The organism is Streptococcus mitis (genome assembly GCF_047462815.1).
In the GTDB taxonomy this organism is placed as follows: domain Bacteria; phylum Bacillota; class Bacilli; order Lactobacillales; family Streptococcaceae; genus Streptococcus; species Streptococcus mitis_DO.
The window spans coordinates 1-17,357 of record NZ_JASHFB010000002.1 but is presented as its reverse complement, the minus strand read 5'-3'; the positions used below and the strand labels follow the sequence as shown (position 1 = coordinate 17,357).

Sequence of the window (17,357 nt, the reverse complement as noted above, 5' to 3'; positions counted from 1 at the left end):
TTAGCCTCCTAAAACAGTTTGCATGGTTTCCTGATATCTCACCAAGTCAACATAATTTGCATGTTGGCCTTGTTTGCCAAGTGCCTGACGCATTTGTTCAACATCTGAAAGGGACAGTTTAATGGTCTCAACCAAAGCAGTAACTTCACTACTTTCAAATAGATGGTCTGGAGCGATGTAAAGTCTATTGTGAACCGTCTGATTGAAGCCCAGAATCAAGAGATTGTGTTCAAAGGCCTGACGCACTGCCTGCAACAACTCATTGCTGTGGTTTATATCCAAGTAAATATCCGACAATTGATAGAGCTCCTGAATCTTCTGTGGGCTAGCATTCTGGTAAAGGACCACATTAGGATAGCGAAGCATATCTAAGAGCTTAGAAGACATCTCTGTCACCGCTGCGATACGGAAGGTAACATCAGGCAAGGCTTCTACGATTGCTTCTACTTGCTCAATTTGATCGGAATTGGTCAAGATCAAGGCATCTCGTCTTAGGAAATTATCACGTTTGAACTGATAATGGTAACCCAAGTGCACAAACTGAGCGTGGTATTTCTCGTCAGTCAATTCTAAAGCGCGCTCATAAGTCGCCTTGTTAGGAATGATAATCTTCTTAGTACGCACATCATCATTTTCCAAAATCAACTGCATATTGCCTGGAATGGCATCATAGAGAGGTTCCTGCCAAACCAAGACATCTGAGCCCGATTTATCTGGATGATGGAAGGAAACCAAGAAAGGAGTCGCTAGAGTATTAAAGATAAGCTGACTTGTATCTATTTCCAATTCTTGCAAAAAGAAGGTGATAAATTCAACCTTATTTGCAAAGTAACGCATGGACTGACCAGAAAAAGTCAATAAGATATCGCCCGTCACATGGTTTTCCAAGATAACTTCCTTTTGATCTACGTCCCGATAGGAAGTCATAATAGCTTGACCAGAAACATCATAGGTGGTTTTAGAAAAGCAAATCCCGAAACGATTATAGTGATCTACTTGAAAAATTCGACCTGCTGGTGTTTTCCATTCGACTTTTTTTACCAAACGCGCCTGTAAACCATCTGCAAAATGAATGACGGCTCTCTCCTGTGTCATATCTTCAATACGAGCAGACTGATTATTTCCTGAAATTTCCCAAAAAGCTGGAACAGGAACTTGGTTAAAATAAAGAGGTTTTCCCTTTTCATATCCTAGATAATAAGTAAAAGGAGATACCAGACCATCAGGCAGAAAACCATCTGCATCGATGACCACTCCAAGTTGAGAAAGACCAGTAGATACTAGACTTTCATGTAAATCTCGACTTTCCTGACTATAACGATCATAAAGTTCAATCATGGAGCACCTCCTCTACTGTTTTCTTCCACTTTTCTAAAATTTCTTTGGTTAAGAAGCCTTCTGCAATTTGGTAAGAATGGGCACGCATATCCGCCAAACGATTTTCTTGATACAATTGACAAATCTTAGTTGAAAAAGTTTGCTTGATTTGGTCTTCCACATGGTCAGATGAGCTTGGAATCAAGTAGCCATTTTTACCGTCTTCAATGAAAGTTTGATTTCCATATGGAACATCAAAGCCAATCAATGGCAAACCTGAACCAATAGCTTCCATCAAGGTTAAACCAAATCCTTCGCTAGTAGAAGCTGTCAAATATACCTCATACTGACTATAAATCTGCGAAAGTTCCGCATGCCCCTTGAGCTGAATATAATCCTCAGCCTGATGATTTGCAATAATTTCACGAAGAAGAGAATCTTCTCCACCGCTCCCATAAATATCAAAAGTTAGTTCCGGTAACTCTTTATGAGCTTCAATCACAGCTTTCACAAGCCAATCAATGTGTTTTTCCTTGGCTAGACGAGAAGCTGTAATGAGAGAAAATGGTTTACGACTCTCTTGTGGTTTTGTTAATTCATCAACACTTCCAACTGGAATGGTTACAATCTTAGGATCATGCTTAGTATAGTGAGCAAACTGTTGCTCTAAGACTTCCTTTTGGCGATCCGTTGAAACGATAAAAAGATCAACCTTATCTGCATTGGTAAACTGATAGTCATAGTAGTTGTTCCAAAGGATATAGTCCTCGTTTGTAGCATTTTCACTATAATGCTCCGCATGAACAACTACAGCTAAATGCGCTGCTTGTGCTTCTTCAAAAACAACCTGTCCAATGCCTGTTTCACGATCTAAAATCACTAGATCTGATTTACTTAAACGAAGAGTCTTCATGAAATAACGTATCAAGGCAGGCTTCCCATATAAAATTCGATCCTTGAAACGGTAGACTTCTTCAGTCCCTTGATTCATGAACATATCATAAGCAGAAGTACCATCTTCATTGTAGAAGGTTCTTTGATAGAGTGTCGCCACATTGTCCTTAGGAGCAAAATATTCTGTGCAATAGCGTGTGTAAGAGAAATAATCTTTGCGTACAAGATTACCTGCAAATACATACTCTACATGTTGAACAAGATCCTTTTTCTCATCTACTAAATAACAAGTGATAAACTTGTCTTCGTCAGAAAAGAAAATACGCAAGACCTTGCCATTTTTTTCCCTTCGTTCCTCTATACCTTCAAAATAAGCCAAAACATCATCCACTGTCACGCTAGTCGGTGCAATCTTAATATCAGTGAAATGATTATAAAGCCAGATAACTTGATCATCATCAAAACCAATATTGGCTGTTAAGTGCTGAATATTATCGGCTAAAATCATATCTGTAAAGATAAACTTCGACGCCAGTTTCAGTCTACGAAAAATACCAGCACGATAGGCTTGAGCGTATTCAACACCACTACTAGCCCAGCCAATTCCTAAATTTATATTGTAAATTGTCATATGTTCCTCTTTTTATGGGAAATGAGTCATAATCTCACCTTTAGGAGTGACTTCAACCAAGCCCATCAGGAGATTACGCACCATATCCGCACGGATTTGTTCTTTCATAGCTTCAAAGCCCGCATAGGCTTCTTGATAATACTCTACGATTGGATTTTTCTGACTAGCAGATTGACCACCGATAGCCATAGATAACTGTTGTAGATAGTCTACCTGCTCAACCCAGTTGTCATCAATAGCCTTGAGCATAGAGAGTCGTAAAAACTGTTCATATAAGCCATGTTGCTCAAGCAATTCTTTCTTTTCAGAAAGTTCTCTATCAATCACCTGCTTCATAAAGCTACGAACTGCAGTTTTGTCAGTCACATCTATATTATCTGGAACCTCTTTAATATGAAAACTAATATTGGTAACGATAAAGTGGAAGAGTAACTCTCGGCTTTCATAACTTGAAGAGGTCACTTGCTCTATGTAGCTAGCAATGATTTTCTCAACAACATCCTCTAAGTCACGAGAACCATCTATTAGACGATTTCTTTCTTTATAGACCATATCCCGTTGAATATTCATACTCTCAGCATATTCTAGAGTCTGACGACGCGCCGAACGGCCAGCACTATCACTTGACTGCTGGGCCCTTTCAACTAGTTTTCGATATTTGCGCCCTTTCAATACTTCCGGTTGAGTCATATCTTTAACCTGATAATCTTTATATTTTTTATGCACCCAAGATGGCCCAAATTTCTTAATAACATCATCTTCTAAGGATACAAAAAACTTACTCATACCAGGATCTCCCTGACGGCCAGAACGTCCACGAATTTGCAGGTCGATTCGTTGACTTTCCATCCGCTCTGTCCCAATAACAATCAAGCCTCCAAGTTCTGCAACTCCCTTACCAAGCTTGATATCCGTACCACGTCCTGCCATAGATGTAGCCACTGTCACAGCCCCCATCTGACCTGACTCAGAAATAATCTGAGCTTCACGCGCTGCATTATTAGCATTTAAAACATTATGAGCAATTCCCTCTCGGAGCAAGAGTGACGAATAAAGTTGAGACATCTCAACCGAGCCTACAAAAACAAGTAGGGGATTTCCCTTAGCATGGTATTCCTTGATGTACTCCAAGGACGCATACACTTTTTCAGGTAAAGTGATATATAGATTATCTGGATAGTCAATCCGTTGTCTAGGACGATTGGTTGGAATACGTACTACAGACATATTGTAGGTTTCAATAAACTCTTTTTCTGCAACCTTACCTGTTCCTGTCATACCAGATATCTTATTAAACATCTTAAAAAGGCTCTGATAGGTGATTGAAGCCATGGCCCGTGTTTCTGGAGATAATTTGACATGTTCCTTTGCTTCAATCGCTTGATGGAGTCCTCCCTGCAGTTTAGTCATCTCTAATAGACGTCCTGTTCCCTTATCAACCAGTACCATCTCATTACCACGAATGACATAGTCCTTGTCTTTAGTAAAGAGTTTATGGGCTCGAATCGCATAAACTAAATGGCGAGCAAAAACCGCATGTTCTTCCTTGTACAAATGATCTATTCCTAAAAAGCTTTCAGCAACCTTAGCTCCCTTAGTAGTGAGCCAGATCTCATCCTTTTCCTCCTTAAAGATATAATCCTCCCCCTCTACCAAGGTCGTTACAAGCGTATCAATAATACCGTAGTAATTAGATTGAACACGAGGAGATCCAGCAATAATAAGAGGTGTCTGTGCGCTATCCAATAAGATATCATCAATCTCATCAATAATAACATAATTGAAAGGTTGCAAAAACTTACCTTCTTGATTAGAAGCTAAATTATCATTCAAAAAATCAAAACCTAAATTGCTATTAGTTGTATAAATAATATCCGACGCATAAATTCTTTTTTTCTCTTCTGGTGTCATCTGCTCTTTAGGATCATCTGTAAATGGGACTCCAATTGTCAATCCTAAGAAGCGGTACACTTGTCCCATCTCCTCAGCATCCCGTTTGGCTAGATAGTCATTGGTGGTAATCAGCATGGTACCTTTACCTGTCAGGGCATTGAGATAAACAGGCATAGTGGCTGTCAAGGTTTTCCCCTCACCAGTATTCATCTCAGCGACATTTCCCTGATGTATAACAATTCCTCCCATTACTTGGACATCATAGGGAAACATGCCCAATACGCGTTTATCCGCTTCACGAACAACTGCAAAAGCTTCAACTAAAATGTCGTCTAAAGTCTCCCCCTCAGCAAGACGTTGACGGAACTCCACTGTCTTAGACGCTAATTCCTGGTCTGAGAGAGACTCCATCTTTTCTTTAAGAGCATTAATCTTTTTTAAAATCCTTTTGACTTTTCTAAGTTGAAAATCTTTAAACACGATTCATCTCCTCAATAGAAAAAGAATAGAAGTCTAAAGACTCAAATCCAGCACTTAGAAGGGAAACTTGATAGGTATAGGTATCTGCTGGATAAGTAAAATCAAAAACTTTCATTTTTTCAATCTTCTCTTCAATAATATCCCCATATCTATCCAAAAAAGAAATTTTTATATATATGCCATTTTCAGGATGACAATCAAAATTCATGCACAACTGATAATCCTGTTTTCTTTTAAGTAAAGGGAGACTAGGCTGGGCTCTAAAGGCTTGATAGTTCACACTTGAGAACCAAGTTTTTAAGATTTCTCCTGATGGCACCAAGGGATTAGATAAACTAATGTGTTTATCCTTATGATATATTATTTCGCTACCATACATAAATGTACCCTGTACTTCTCCCCAAGAGATACTTTCTCTTTGATTAATAATCATTTATCTCTCCTTTTAAAATCCTCTTCCAAGATCATATTATAAAAATGTAAAAACCAAGTAACATTTGTACCCGTATCATCATTGTGTCGCCCCGATGTACCCTTAGATAGAATCTTAGCGCCTGTATAACAAAGATGTTCTACTAACTGATCATATGCCTTACTGTCCATATCTTCGTCTTTCATATAGGAGAGGCCAAACGTTGTCTGTGTAAAGTTAGCCTTTTTAAACACATTCCAAAAACGTCGATCTAAATTTTCCATATCCTGGTAGCTAACTCCTCCAGTCTGATGTCTCAAAATATCAAAACTTGTATTAAAAACTCCAGGTGCCTCTATGCGGCCCCGTCTTGCAATAGTTCCAACATTGGCTAATGGCTTACCAACAATAACTGCATGCGGTTCAAAAACTGCCCCATAGTAGAGCGATGGAAAGGTTCCCATTGATAAACCTGATAAAATTAAATCTTTAGAAGTCAAACCAAGATAGTCTAAATAGTATTGAATTGTTTCCTTAATCTTATTTTCTAATTCTTCACTACCAAGGTAAAAAGCTCCCCCCTCCAAACGAGGATCTGAAAAAAGAAGAAAAGGACATCCTAAATTTTTCATCATGAAATATCCTTCAAAGCCCTCTGCAGGACGATATCCCGCAAAGTATACTGCCAAAGGAGGTTTAAAGTCTCCAGGATGAAAGAAATAATTAATCTCATCACGTATACTATCGTGTAAAATATTACCACCAAGAACAAACTTTCCAAACTGTTTTCTACTCCAACGCTGGTGAAGATTCCCTAGTTTAAGTTTCCCTTTGCCTCGTGCCTCAATAGATACCGTTATATAAAAACTTGTTTCCTTATTATCTATAACAATCGCTTGTTGAAGGTCATCCTCACTATAAATTTCCTCCTCAAAAAATTCGTCAACAGCCCCAGACCATATTTTGCGAATCACTAATCTAAACTCACAATCCCCTTGTTTTTCGTACTCTAACCACAATTCAATAGGGAGATTTTCTCCAATCATGGTATTGTAGGTCCAATGGGCAACCTGAGAAAAAGTATCACTAAAATTTCCCTCTAAAGTCACATGTTCAAATCCTTGATAGGAAATAGAACCTTCAAAAGAGGGATGTATTTGTATTGTTGATGGAAATAATTTATCTCCGTATCCCCCGCCAAAGAGAGAAGTTGATAAATCATTTAGTAATTGCTGGGGTTCAGAGAAATCCATAGCTTGAGCACATCTCTTTTTTAAGAAATCAAGAATACTCAATTCTGTCGTTTTAAAACCTTGATCATAAAAAAGAGTATAAGGTGCAATCTGATCACTAAAAGGTAGTAAATCAGCTAGATACTGACCATCCTCTATCAAGATTGCATGAAAATTTGTGATGCTATCCATTTCCATCATTTTACGAAGGGCAAGCGATGAGTTGGGACAGAAATAGTACCAATACATATTTTCAGGAATATCATAATGATGAGCCCAATTATCAATTCCTATCTGTAGGATTTTATAATCCTTTGACATCTGTAACCTCCTCAATCCAGTGATGCAACTTATCTAAGAATCTTTGTCCTGTGTGTTCTTTGATTTTATCAATAGAGTATACTAATGCTTGATTCCACTCTTTCAGTTTATCTGTATAGTAATGTGCCGCCTTGGAAAATTCTGTCACATCTGAAATCAAATAGCCGTTTTTCAAATGTTCCACATAGACGGTCTCAACTAGATTAATCTGAGGAATTCCCGCACTGATACCTGCTATTTGAGTGTAGAGGTGGGGTTGTTTATTGAGATCCACAATCAAACGAACAAACTCGAGTGTCTTAATCAAATCCAATTCATCATTCATATTGACAAATTGAAAACGCAGTTCTTGCTCCTGGTTTTCCTCTAGGGGATTTTCTGCACCACCATAGTCTAGGCCTTTTTCCAAGCTGTCAATATGGATTTGTCTCTGAATGATTTCATTTACAAGGCTTTCCACTTCATCCATTTGTTCCTGACTAGCAGAGAAGGCTCCAAATATGACTTCTGTATTTTTGGTTTCAGCAATAAATGATAAAACCTGAAATAGAGCTTGTCTATCAATTCCTTCCGAAAAATCTAATTGATAATAAATTATCGATTCTTTTCGAGTCTGACTTCGACCTAGTCGTAAACGCGTATCAAAAGGAGAAAGATGATGAAATTTATCCGATAGTTCAGGATACAGGTCCTGCAAGAGTTGTAAACTATCCTCTCTATCCACTAAGACTACATCTGCCTGTTCAAATGATGGAGCTAAGTTTTTAAAATTAACTTGAGAATTCCGATTAATGAAAAGACTCAAAATTTTAGCAGTATCACTTTGTAAACAGCTGAAGAGCAATTGGTCATGATGGGGATGAGAAGGAATGATAAAAATATCCTGTTTTTCCTGTTTCCTTTGCAGATATTTATCAAAATATTCTACAATTAATTGACTTATATCAGCGTAGTGAAGCTGTTTAAAACGGTAACCAAATATTGGATTTACCTCTACTCGGCCTCCCTCATTTAAATACTCCCTAAATCGCCAAATACCTTTAGGATCTAAATAGTCTTGATAGGTAGGCTGGCCATTATCAAAATAAATGACACTAGACACAAAGCCACGATCGTCCATTATATAATGTGTACTTATTTGCCCATCGAGATCAAAATATTGGATTTCACTGATAAATCCTTCTACACCATGCTCCACTTTAGCATATTTTTTACCATTTTTTTGTACTACTATTGCAAAAGGACTATAAATAAATTGACAATCACTATCCCACTCTATATCTCTTATATTCAGAACCTGGCTGTGTATATCATGCAAATCTTGCAAATCATCAAATATAGGATAAACTTCTGTCTCTAAGACACCATGTCTGTGTAAAAAATAACGTAAATGTGGCTGATAGGATAATACTAATAGTCGAGACGGTAGACCTTGTCTTTGAAAAAGTCTAATTTGATTAAAAGTATCATCAAATTCAAGTTTAAAGTGAGAATAGTACCACGGAGTCAAATCAGCGTGCCATTGACGATTTGAACCATACCAAGCTGGAATAAAATAATACATGATATCCTCCTAAATCAATGGTTTATAAGTTTCATTTAATCTCAAAGCCTTCATTTCATCTTTGATTGTAAAAATCATACCACCAAATATCATAAATAAACCTGGAATCATAGCAATTCTTAATAATTTTTCATCAGCTAATACAAACAGCATAGGAATACCTGCCATTACCACATTAAAGAAAGCGCCTATAATAGAGAAGCGAAAAATTAGTCTATTCAAAAATCGACCGGTTTCTTCACCAGGATAGATTCCGTATATATATTCTCCAGATTTTTTCATACGTTCTGCTATTTGTTCCCCACTCATATTTACAAATGCAAATAGGATACTAAAAAGAAAAAGAAATCCGATATACATATAAATCCAAAGTGGTTTCCCAACTGTATACTTAACTGAAATTTCAGAGAGTACTGAATTTGCAGGGAAAAGCGACTGTAACAGCAAAAAAATATAGGTAGGTAAAGCTAAAAAACTCATCAAATACATGTAAGGCATCCCTCCAGCTGGGTTAAGCATCACTTCAAAATATGAATATCTCTTAAAACGACTATTTAAACCAATCTTATTAACCGGTATGCGATAGCGAGCTCTATAAAATAAGGCTAATAGATAAGCAAAGAAAACTCCCATAAGACTTAAAGATACTAAAATTGTGGTTGGTATATGCACAGCTCTAAATGCTTCAATCAAATCCTGTGGAATATTTAAGACCATACTAGTTAACAATATAACCATAGATCCACCAATCCCATTACTAGCATTAATATCAGTTAACCAAATGGAGAAAAAAGTCCCTGCAACCAATAATGTTGTATTCAAGAGCAGGATAAGTTCAGAAGAGTAAATTTGTTGAACAGGAAGATTTAAGGAAATAGCTAAAGATTGAATGATAGCTATAAACAATGTTAAATACATCTGACGCCTATCCTGAATTTCCACCGACATTGATGTCAACCCTAAACTCTTTGAAAAGGAAAACATCTGCCACAAAATCATTGAAGACATCCATGGAGAAATACCAACAGAAAGCAAGGAAAGACTACGGAGATTCCCACCTGTAAGAGCCGTCGAAAAAGCAAGATAAGCTGTTGAACCACCTAAAAAATCCTTACTATTTACATCAATAAATGGTAACGTCAAATGACTTCCTAACACATAAATAAAAATCAAAAAGAGAGTCACTAGACCTTTTTTTAATATAGATGAAAAATAGTTTTTCATGAAAATTCCTTTCGTATTTTCAATTATAAAATAAATATTTACTACCAATAGTAGCAATATTTTCACAAGATAACTCAGATAATCAAGATGAGAATTCTCTCTAGTAGGATTTAAAATAAAGTATTAAAAAAACTAAGTTTTAACTGAAAGACTTCGAACTAAATAGTGTCTATTTTTGTTCAAAACATAATCATTCTTCATCCATTTTTCTAAATCTAAATTAAAAATCTTATCCTCTTTAACAAATTTTGGAATAAAATATCGGAAAAAACAGATTAAGTTAAATTATATGGTCAATGATACTCACGCAAATTATAATTTGTTATTTTCACATTAATAATTTCTGATAATAATGACTTCAAACGTTTTCCATAAGTAAAAACCACTTAGTTGGTTAGTCGCCATTAAAAATATAAAATTTTAAAACGATTTCTTTCATTGCTATACTTATAACTCTCTCATTTATAAATTTAGCATTAAAATATTGAACTCTCTAAGATATAGATATTCTAGAAGTCTGATTTTTAAGGAAATTATTCCATATCTCTACAATACTTTCCTCTAAGTACTCACTCGCCAACTGATAAGAATTGCTATGAAAATCCTCCATATCTTTAGAAGATAGTTCAACTAATCTCTGAGCCATATCCTCTACCAACTCCTGATCACTTCTTCCTTCAAAAGGAACTAAATAACCATTTTTACCATCTAGTATAAAGGTAGGATTACCATATCTCACATCAAATCCAACAATAGCCAATCCTGCTCCAACAGCTTCCATCAAAGTCAAACCAAAAGTCTCAGTTGTAGAAGCTGTTAGATAAATACTATGTTTTATGTACTCGTCATCCAATCTCGCATATCCTTTTAGATGGATATAATCCTCTGCCGAATATTCGCAAATCAACTCTTTCAACCCATTATATTCCATACCTTGACCAAAGATAGAAAAATCAATATTCGCACCCTTTTGATGCGCTAAAACAACTGCTCTAATAGCTAAATCTACTCGCTTTGAATAAATCAATCTTGAAGCCGTCATAATTTTTTGTGGTTGCCTAACTTTGTCTGCATATTGTAAAGAATTCAAACTCCCTACTGGAATAGTATAAATTTTGGGAGCTTGCTGTCCTTCTTTTTGAAAAGACTCCTTCAAAATTTCTGCCTGTAACTTAGTAGATGTAATCATAAAGTCAAAACGATTAGCATACTTTACAGGGTAGTAATATTCATAGCTAAAGGGATGCTCACCAAAAGTATGTTCCGAATGGAACACTAGTCCTAGTTTTGCACCTGATGATTGCTCCAATAGTGGACGAGCAAAATCAATATTCGAAGCCCTATCCATCAGAACAATATCTCTTTCTTTTAGGTTGAGCTTATTTATAAAAAAAGTTATCAGCTCTTCATGTGTTATTAGTCTATTATCTTTTAATAGATAAAGACGTTTCTCTTTCTGAGAAATTTCCTCTAATGCTACACTTCCGTCTTGGTTATGATAAACACGTTTTCCTAGTTCAGCTGAAATGTGATTATTTTGATAGTTCAATACAAAATAATCAGTTACTAGTTTTCTTGTAGAGTACATTTCCCTTCTTAGTAAATATCCTTCTGAAAAATAATCCACATACTGAACCTTATCTAAATAATATTTACTGTACCGAAAAACGATAACTTCTCCATTATCTAGTTTATAAGATTGACTTTCGTCAGAACTATCAATTTGTTGTGACTTCTCCAATCCCAAAAGCATTTCCATCTCACTAGAAGAAAGAATGGGTTCTGTTACTAACTGATCCGTAAACAAAAGTTGAGCAAAAAGAAGTTCATTGTATCGATAACCTTTGGATAAAAAATAATCTAATTGATCCCTATTTGGCCAATGGGTAAATACAAAATATGTCTCTACACCTAACTTGCGAAACATTTTAAGGCGATGTGCTTGTGCAACATCTACTCCATTTGGTTCAAACCCTAGCAATAGATTAAAATTATAAACAGTCAAATTTTCTCTCCCATCTACCAAATAAACTACGATAATCTTCTAAACTAGTTATCCCTAATATTTGAGCTTGATTTCTAGAAAGTTGATAATACTTATCAGGATTTTCTAGAACTTGGCGTACATTTTGAATGAGAGACTCTATTGTATCGTAACAAGTTTCTAATTTTTTATATTCTTCATGATGAGTCAGATTGTCCAATGTATAAAGTAATATTCCTCTTTCAACCGCACGTAAAGAAGAGGCAAGAATTTCAATATCATACTGAATATCAAAATAGAAACTACTGCTATCCAGTAATTCTTGAAAAAGTCGATAACTCATTCCTGGATGTATGTGCATATTAGAATAGATAGATAAATTAGTAATACGACTTCCCATCTCTGTAACTGCTCCTACATGGAAATCAATCTCTGGAAATTGAATCAATAATTGTTCTAAACCTTCTATCCATTCAGAATTTGTAATAATCATAGCTTGTGGCCTAACCGGAACTGGCTTATTTAAAGCAAACCCATATAGATGTGTGTAAGGAGAAAGATCAGAACTTCGAGGGGACATTACTAGAACCTGATTAACTCGGTCTGCAATCTTATCAGCCTCTGTTATATCATCTGCCAAATAATAGTAATTTTCTTTCTTTCCTGAGGGAAGAAGCGAGAGAATCTCTTCTCCCAAAATTAAAATATCTTCTCTCTCTACTATCTCTTCTAATACTTTAAGGAGAAAAGAATGACGATTCGGATAGATAGTTGGACTCTGCTGTGAATCAAAGTAAGCTATTTTATCTTGTTGTAACCACTCTACTAGAAGTTCTCTCCCTTCTGAGTTGTAAATAGTTCTCAGTACACTCTTTTCTTCTTCATCTAAAAGTTCACGACAAACTTTCCAGCCATAAGCACTGTAATAATCTATCCAGATGCACGTTTCTTCTTCATCATACCAGTAAACCCTCGCAATAGTACGCTCTGATTGTGGTTGACGGAACTTTATTCGTGCTTTCTTTTTACTTTGGTCATAAACATAACCTTCTAAACCATCTGTCGTTATCTCCCAGTAAGGGGGCAGAGGTAAATTGTTAACAAAGAGAGGTTGACCCTTTTCTTTCATTAGGAAGTATGTCAGTGCTGTCAACTCCCCTTGTTCAAGATTATCTAGATTGTCAAAACAATCAATGTAGAATACAGTTAATGATTTCTCTAGCTTTTGAAAAATCTCCTTAATTTTTGGAACTTTATCATCTGTTTTTTTTGCGATTACAAACATCTTTTACTTTTCCCATTCTCTTGATAAATGTATCTAAATCTTGCATCTTGAGATGCAAGATCTTTACAAATACTTTCTGAATCATCCGTTGAACCATCATTAATTAAAATAATTTCTAAATTTTGATAAGACTGGTATCTTATACTATCTAAGGCTAGTTCTAGATAAGGTTCTACATTACACACTGATACGATAACACTAATTAATGGTTCTGTTTGCATTCATTCTACTTATTTTCTAGAGTATTCAAATAGTTTTTGATATGCTGAATCATCTCTTGAACATCCTGATTTTCAAAAACATAGTGAGATATTTCACGTCCATGATTTGTTGCTTGGAAAGAATAGAAAGGAATTCCCTTATCTGCTACTTTTTGGATAATGTTATAAATTTCACCCTCATAGTTTATATCTAGATAAAAATCTAACTGATTGAAAACTTTTTCATGCGTCAAAGGATCAAAGCAGGGAAAAAGTGTTACATTTTTATACTTTTCCAACATTAAAATTTCTGGTGCAAAATAGCAGTGGGCCAAAATATTAAAATTCACTTGTGGAAGAGCTTTAATCAGATTCTCTGCTTCATGCAAGTTCACGGTATTCGTATAAATAGCTGTTTGATAAGGAGGGAGTGAAACAAGAGCACTCCATCCTTCTTTGGCAGGATATTTTCTAAGTATAACATCATCCCAAGACAATCCATAGTAAAACCACCATTCTTCTCTGAATCGATTAAAATGATGTTGATGCCACGGCTTCAAGCCTGTAGTATAGTGAATGACAGCTGGTTTTCCTTTAAAAAGATCATACCAATCCGTATCACCCAGTGTAAATTGCTGACTATCTGACCCCACTTGAAGATTATAGGTTAGAGGAAGATGATACCAATTATCCTGAAAAGCAAGATTCAAGATTCCTTGATCCCCATAGACATCATGATGATGTTCCGCAGTCAAATCAAATAACTGTTTCACAACATCTTCCTCTCTCCATTTTTTATTATCTATCAATAATAAACCAGAATTAAACTTATCCGATGTTGTCGGTAAATCCTCAACTGCAGCAACAGGACAATCTTGCATATCTAGTTCAAATAAACTTGATAAATCCTGTGTCACAATCATATCACTATCCAAATACAAAACCTTATCTTCTACTACATGGTGAGGAATTAAATACCGAAAATAGGCAGCATAGTTTAAATGTGCTGTTGGAAGTTTATAATCTTGAAACATAGCTGAAGAACATCTAACGTTTATAATTTCTGAATCTATTTTTTCAAGATGATCATCTACTAACCGAAACCAATCAGTTGGAATATCTTCATTTAGAATATAAAACTTAATCTGCTTCATATGGCTACATATAGATTTAATTGTTGTCTCTAAATAACTCACATAAGCTTGATTTGCTGCAAGAACAATTACTTTCTTATACATAATCTCCCCTTATATTTCCCATTCCATCTAAAATACCAAAAGTAAGAAATCTCTTCAAACGTATTTTATACCATATATAATACAAAACATATTATATCAAAAAAACAGCTATTTTCCAACTTATACAGTAATAATCATCCCATAATAAAGTATACTAAAAATCGATATTTATGATACATCAGATGTATGATATATCCATTGTATTGTAAGCACATTGGATATAATCAACTATTGTTAATTGCGAAGGAACAAAGTCCAATTCTTGTCGTTGAATAGTCGCTCCAATCTCTTTTTTAGATTTCCCTGACAGTCAGGACAAATGCAGCATTCTATAGTAAATTGAAACAAGAGTAGGACAAAAGAGCTTCGTAAAAAGTATTACAACTTGGTAATACCTTTTTGAGGTGCTTTTTGATATGAGCTCATGTTTTCTCAATAGGATTGTACTCAGGTGAGTAGGGAGGAAGTGGTAAAAGTTTATGCCCAAATTCTTCACATAAGAGCTCTAGCTTACCCATTCTATGGAATCTTGCATTATCCATAATAATAACTGATGGTTTGTTTAAGGTTGGTAAGAGAAACTTCTGAAACCAAGCTTCAAAAAAGTCGCTCGTCATCGTCTCTTCGTAAGTCATTGGAGCGATTAACTCACCATTTGTTAGCCCCGCAACCAAAGAAATCCTCTGATATCTTCTTCCAGATACCTTACCTATTATTAACTGGCCTTTTAATGAGCGACCATATTCTCGATAAAAATAAGTATCGAATCCTGTTTCATCAATATAAACAGGTGCTAAGTGCTTTAAACTATTAAAATTCTTAAGAAATAAAGCTACTTTTTCTGGGTCTTGTTCATAGTAGGTGTGGTGCTTTTTTTTCGAGTGTACCCCATAGCTTTGAGAGCATAGTGGATAGTAGTTAGATGACAGCCAAATTCAGAAGCTATTTCAGTCAAATAAGCATCTGGATTATCAGTAAGATAGTTTTTGAGTCTATCTCTATCAACTTTTCTTGGTTTTGTTCCTTTTACTTGATGGTTTAGCTCTCCTGTTTTCTCTTTTAGCTTTAACCAGCCATAAATGGTGTTACGTGAGATTTGGAAAATCTGTGATGCTTCTGTTATACTACCTGTTCGCTCACAATAGGCGAGAACTTTTTTACGAAAATCTATTGAATATACCATAAGAATATTATGATACATTGTGTACTATTTTTGGTTCATTTTATTATAGTTGATCATGAACTTCTTATCAATAAAATTGGGTCAAAAGAGCTTGACGTCTTCCTTTAGTATTTTTACGTTTGTATGTATTTCTTCTCTTTCAACTGGGAACATCTCCATCTTCCTCAGATGCACGACATGTCAGTATACTAAAAACCTCCAAAAGTTTTTAACTTTTGGAGGTTTACGATAACCTAATTAGTCTATTTCGATTATCTAGAACAAGACTTATTCTTCCTCATCACGTTTACGTCGTTTAGCTACTAAACCTAATCCAGTTAAACCTGCTACAAGTCCTAAGACAGCAGATGAGATTGATGAAGTTTCACCAGTATTTGGCAATTGCTTACGTGTTTTAGCCGTTTCAGTTTGAGGAGCTGGACTAGTTGAATTCGAATGAATCATTGACGTTGAAGTACTTACGCTTGTTGAAGCTAACGTGCTTGCTGATGTACTTGCGCTCGTTGAAGCTGACGCGCTTGCTGACGTACTTGCGCTCGTTGAAGCTGATGTGCTTGCTGATGTACTTGCGCTCGTTGAAGCTGAAGTGCTTGCTGATGTAATCGCGCTCATTGAAGCTGACGCGCTTACGCTTGTTGAGATCGACGTACTAGCACTTGTCGATACGGATGTACTTACTGAATCTGATGCAATAATACTATTGATATCTAAACTATCGAGCGATCTGATTTCTGCAAGCCCCTTACTTGTTACAACAGAAGCACTTGTTGATGCTGACGTACTTGCTGATGTGCTTGCACTTGTTGAGGCTGACGTACTTGCTGATGTACTTGCACTTGTTGAGGCTGACGTGCTAGCCGATGTACTTGCACTTGTTGAGGCTGATGTACTTGCTGATGTACTTGCACTTGTTGAGGCTGACGTGCTAGCCGATGTACTTGCACTTGTTGATGCTGATGTACTTGCTGATGTACTTGCACTTGTTGAGGCTGATGTACTTGCGCTCGTTGAAGCTGACGTGCTTGCTGACGTACTTGCACTTGTTGACGCTGACGTACTTGCGCTTGTTGATGCTGACGTACTTGCTGACGTGCTAGCCGACGTGCTTGCGCTCGTTGAGGCTGACGTACTTGCTGATGTACTTGCGCTTGTTGAAGCTGATGTACTTGCTGATGTGCTTGCGCTTGTTGAAGCTGACGTACTTGCTGAGGTACTTGCGCTTGTTGATGCTGACGTACTTGCTGATGTACTTGTACTTGTTGATGCTGATGTACTTGCTGATGTACTTGCACTTGTTGAGGCTGATGTACTTGCTGATGTACTTGCGCTTGTTGAGGCTGACGTGCTAGCCGATGTACTTGCACTTGTTGAGGCTGATGTACTTGCTGATGTACTTGCACTTGTTGATGCTGATGTACTTGCTGATGTGCTTGCACTTGTTGAGGCTGACGTACTTGCTGACGTACTTGCGCTCGTTGAAGCTGACGTGCTAGCCGATG

General features: G+C 36.3%; 13 protein-coding genes and 1 pseudogene. 1 reads left to right on the top strand and 13 read right to left on the bottom strand.

What is annotated here, in order from left to right:
* The 13 genes and pseudogenes from gtfB to QM865_RS01035 all read right to left on the bottom strand — a co-directional run bounded on the left by gtfB (position 1) and on the right by QM865_RS01035 (position 16,302).
* Complete coding sequence (gene gtfB / locus QM865_RS01095; RefSeq protein ID WP_414305818.1) at positions 1–1,338, bottom strand: accessory Sec system glycosylation chaperone GtfB; 1,338 nt, start codon at positions 1,336–1,338, stop codon at positions 1–3.
* Positions 1,331–2,842: an accessory Sec system glycosyltransferase GtfA gene (gene gtfA / locus QM865_RS01090; protein ID WP_414305817.1), complete on the bottom strand. Its 1,512-nt coding sequence runs from the start codon at positions 2,840–2,842 to the stop codon at positions 1,331–1,333. The genes gtfB and gtfA overlap by 8 nt, the downstream gene beginning before the upstream one ends.
* A gap of 12 nt (positions 2,843–2,854) precedes the next feature.
* A complete protein-coding gene (secA2, locus tag QM865_RS01085) occupies positions 2,855–5,146 on the bottom strand; it encodes an accessory Sec system translocase SecA2 (protein WP_414305888.1) in 2,292 nt (763 codons plus the stop codon).
* Positions 5,147–5,207: 61 nt separating this feature from the next.
* Entirely contained in the window at positions 5,208–5,648 is a 441-nt protein-coding gene (gene asp3 / locus QM865_RS01080) for an accessory Sec system protein Asp3 (RefSeq protein ID WP_101784382.1), read from the bottom strand.
* Positions 5,645–7,180, bottom strand: coding sequence for an accessory Sec system protein Asp2 (asp2, locus tag QM865_RS01075; protein ID WP_261059696.1), 1,536 nt, complete (start codon positions 7,178–7,180; stop codon positions 5,645–5,647). The genes asp3 and asp2 overlap by 4 nt, the downstream gene beginning before the upstream one ends.
* Entirely contained in the window at positions 7,164–8,744 is a 1,581-nt protein-coding gene (gene asp1 / locus QM865_RS01070) for an accessory Sec system protein Asp1 (RefSeq protein WP_261059697.1), read from the bottom strand. The genes asp2 and asp1 overlap by 17 nt, the downstream gene beginning before the upstream one ends.
* A gap of 9 nt (positions 8,745–8,753) precedes the next feature.
* Positions 8,754–9,968, bottom strand: a complete 1,215-nt coding sequence (gene secY2 / locus QM865_RS01065; protein ID WP_261059698.1) for an accessory Sec system protein translocase subunit SecY2 — start codon at positions 9,966–9,968, stop codon at positions 8,754–8,756.
* Between the two features lie 493 nt (positions 9,969–10,461).
* Positions 10,462–11,973, bottom strand: a complete 1,512-nt coding sequence (locus tag QM865_RS01060) for a glycosyltransferase (RefSeq protein WP_261059699.1) — start codon at positions 11,971–11,973, stop codon at positions 10,462–10,464.
* Positions 11,960–13,237 carry a hypothetical protein gene (locus QM865_RS01055; RefSeq protein ID WP_261059700.1) on the bottom strand — a complete coding sequence of 426 codons (1,278 nt, stop codon included), beginning with the start codon at positions 13,235–13,237 and terminating at the stop codon, positions 11,960–11,962. The genes QM865_RS01060 and QM865_RS01055 overlap by 14 nt, the downstream gene beginning before the upstream one ends.
* A complete protein-coding gene (locus QM865_RS01050) occupies positions 13,228–13,458 on the bottom strand; it encodes a glycosyltransferase family 2 protein (protein ID WP_261059701.1) in 231 nt (76 codons plus the stop codon). Before QM865_RS01050 ends, QM865_RS01055 begins: the two co-directional genes overlap by 10 nt.
* Before the next feature lie 5 nt (positions 13,459–13,463).
* Positions 13,464–14,675, bottom strand: coding sequence for a glycosyltransferase family 8 protein (locus QM865_RS01045; RefSeq protein ID WP_261059702.1), 1,212 nt, complete (start codon positions 14,673–14,675; stop codon positions 13,464–13,466).
* 329 nt (positions 14,676–15,004) lie between these two features.
* Positions 15,005–15,858: pseudogene (locus tag QM865_RS01040) on the bottom strand (IS630 family transposase).
* Between the two features lie 267 nt (positions 15,859–16,125).
* Entirely contained in the window at positions 16,126–16,302 is a 177-nt protein-coding gene (locus tag QM865_RS01035) for an LPXTG cell wall anchor domain-containing protein (RefSeq protein ID WP_261219313.1), read from the bottom strand.
* A 34-nt stretch (positions 16,303–16,336) separates the two neighbouring features.
* Here QM865_RS01035 and QM865_RS01030 point away from each other — a divergent pair.
* The coding region (locus tag QM865_RS01030) for a hypothetical protein (RefSeq protein ID WP_414305816.1) at positions 16,337–17,357 on the top strand (1,021 nt) is incomplete at its 3' end.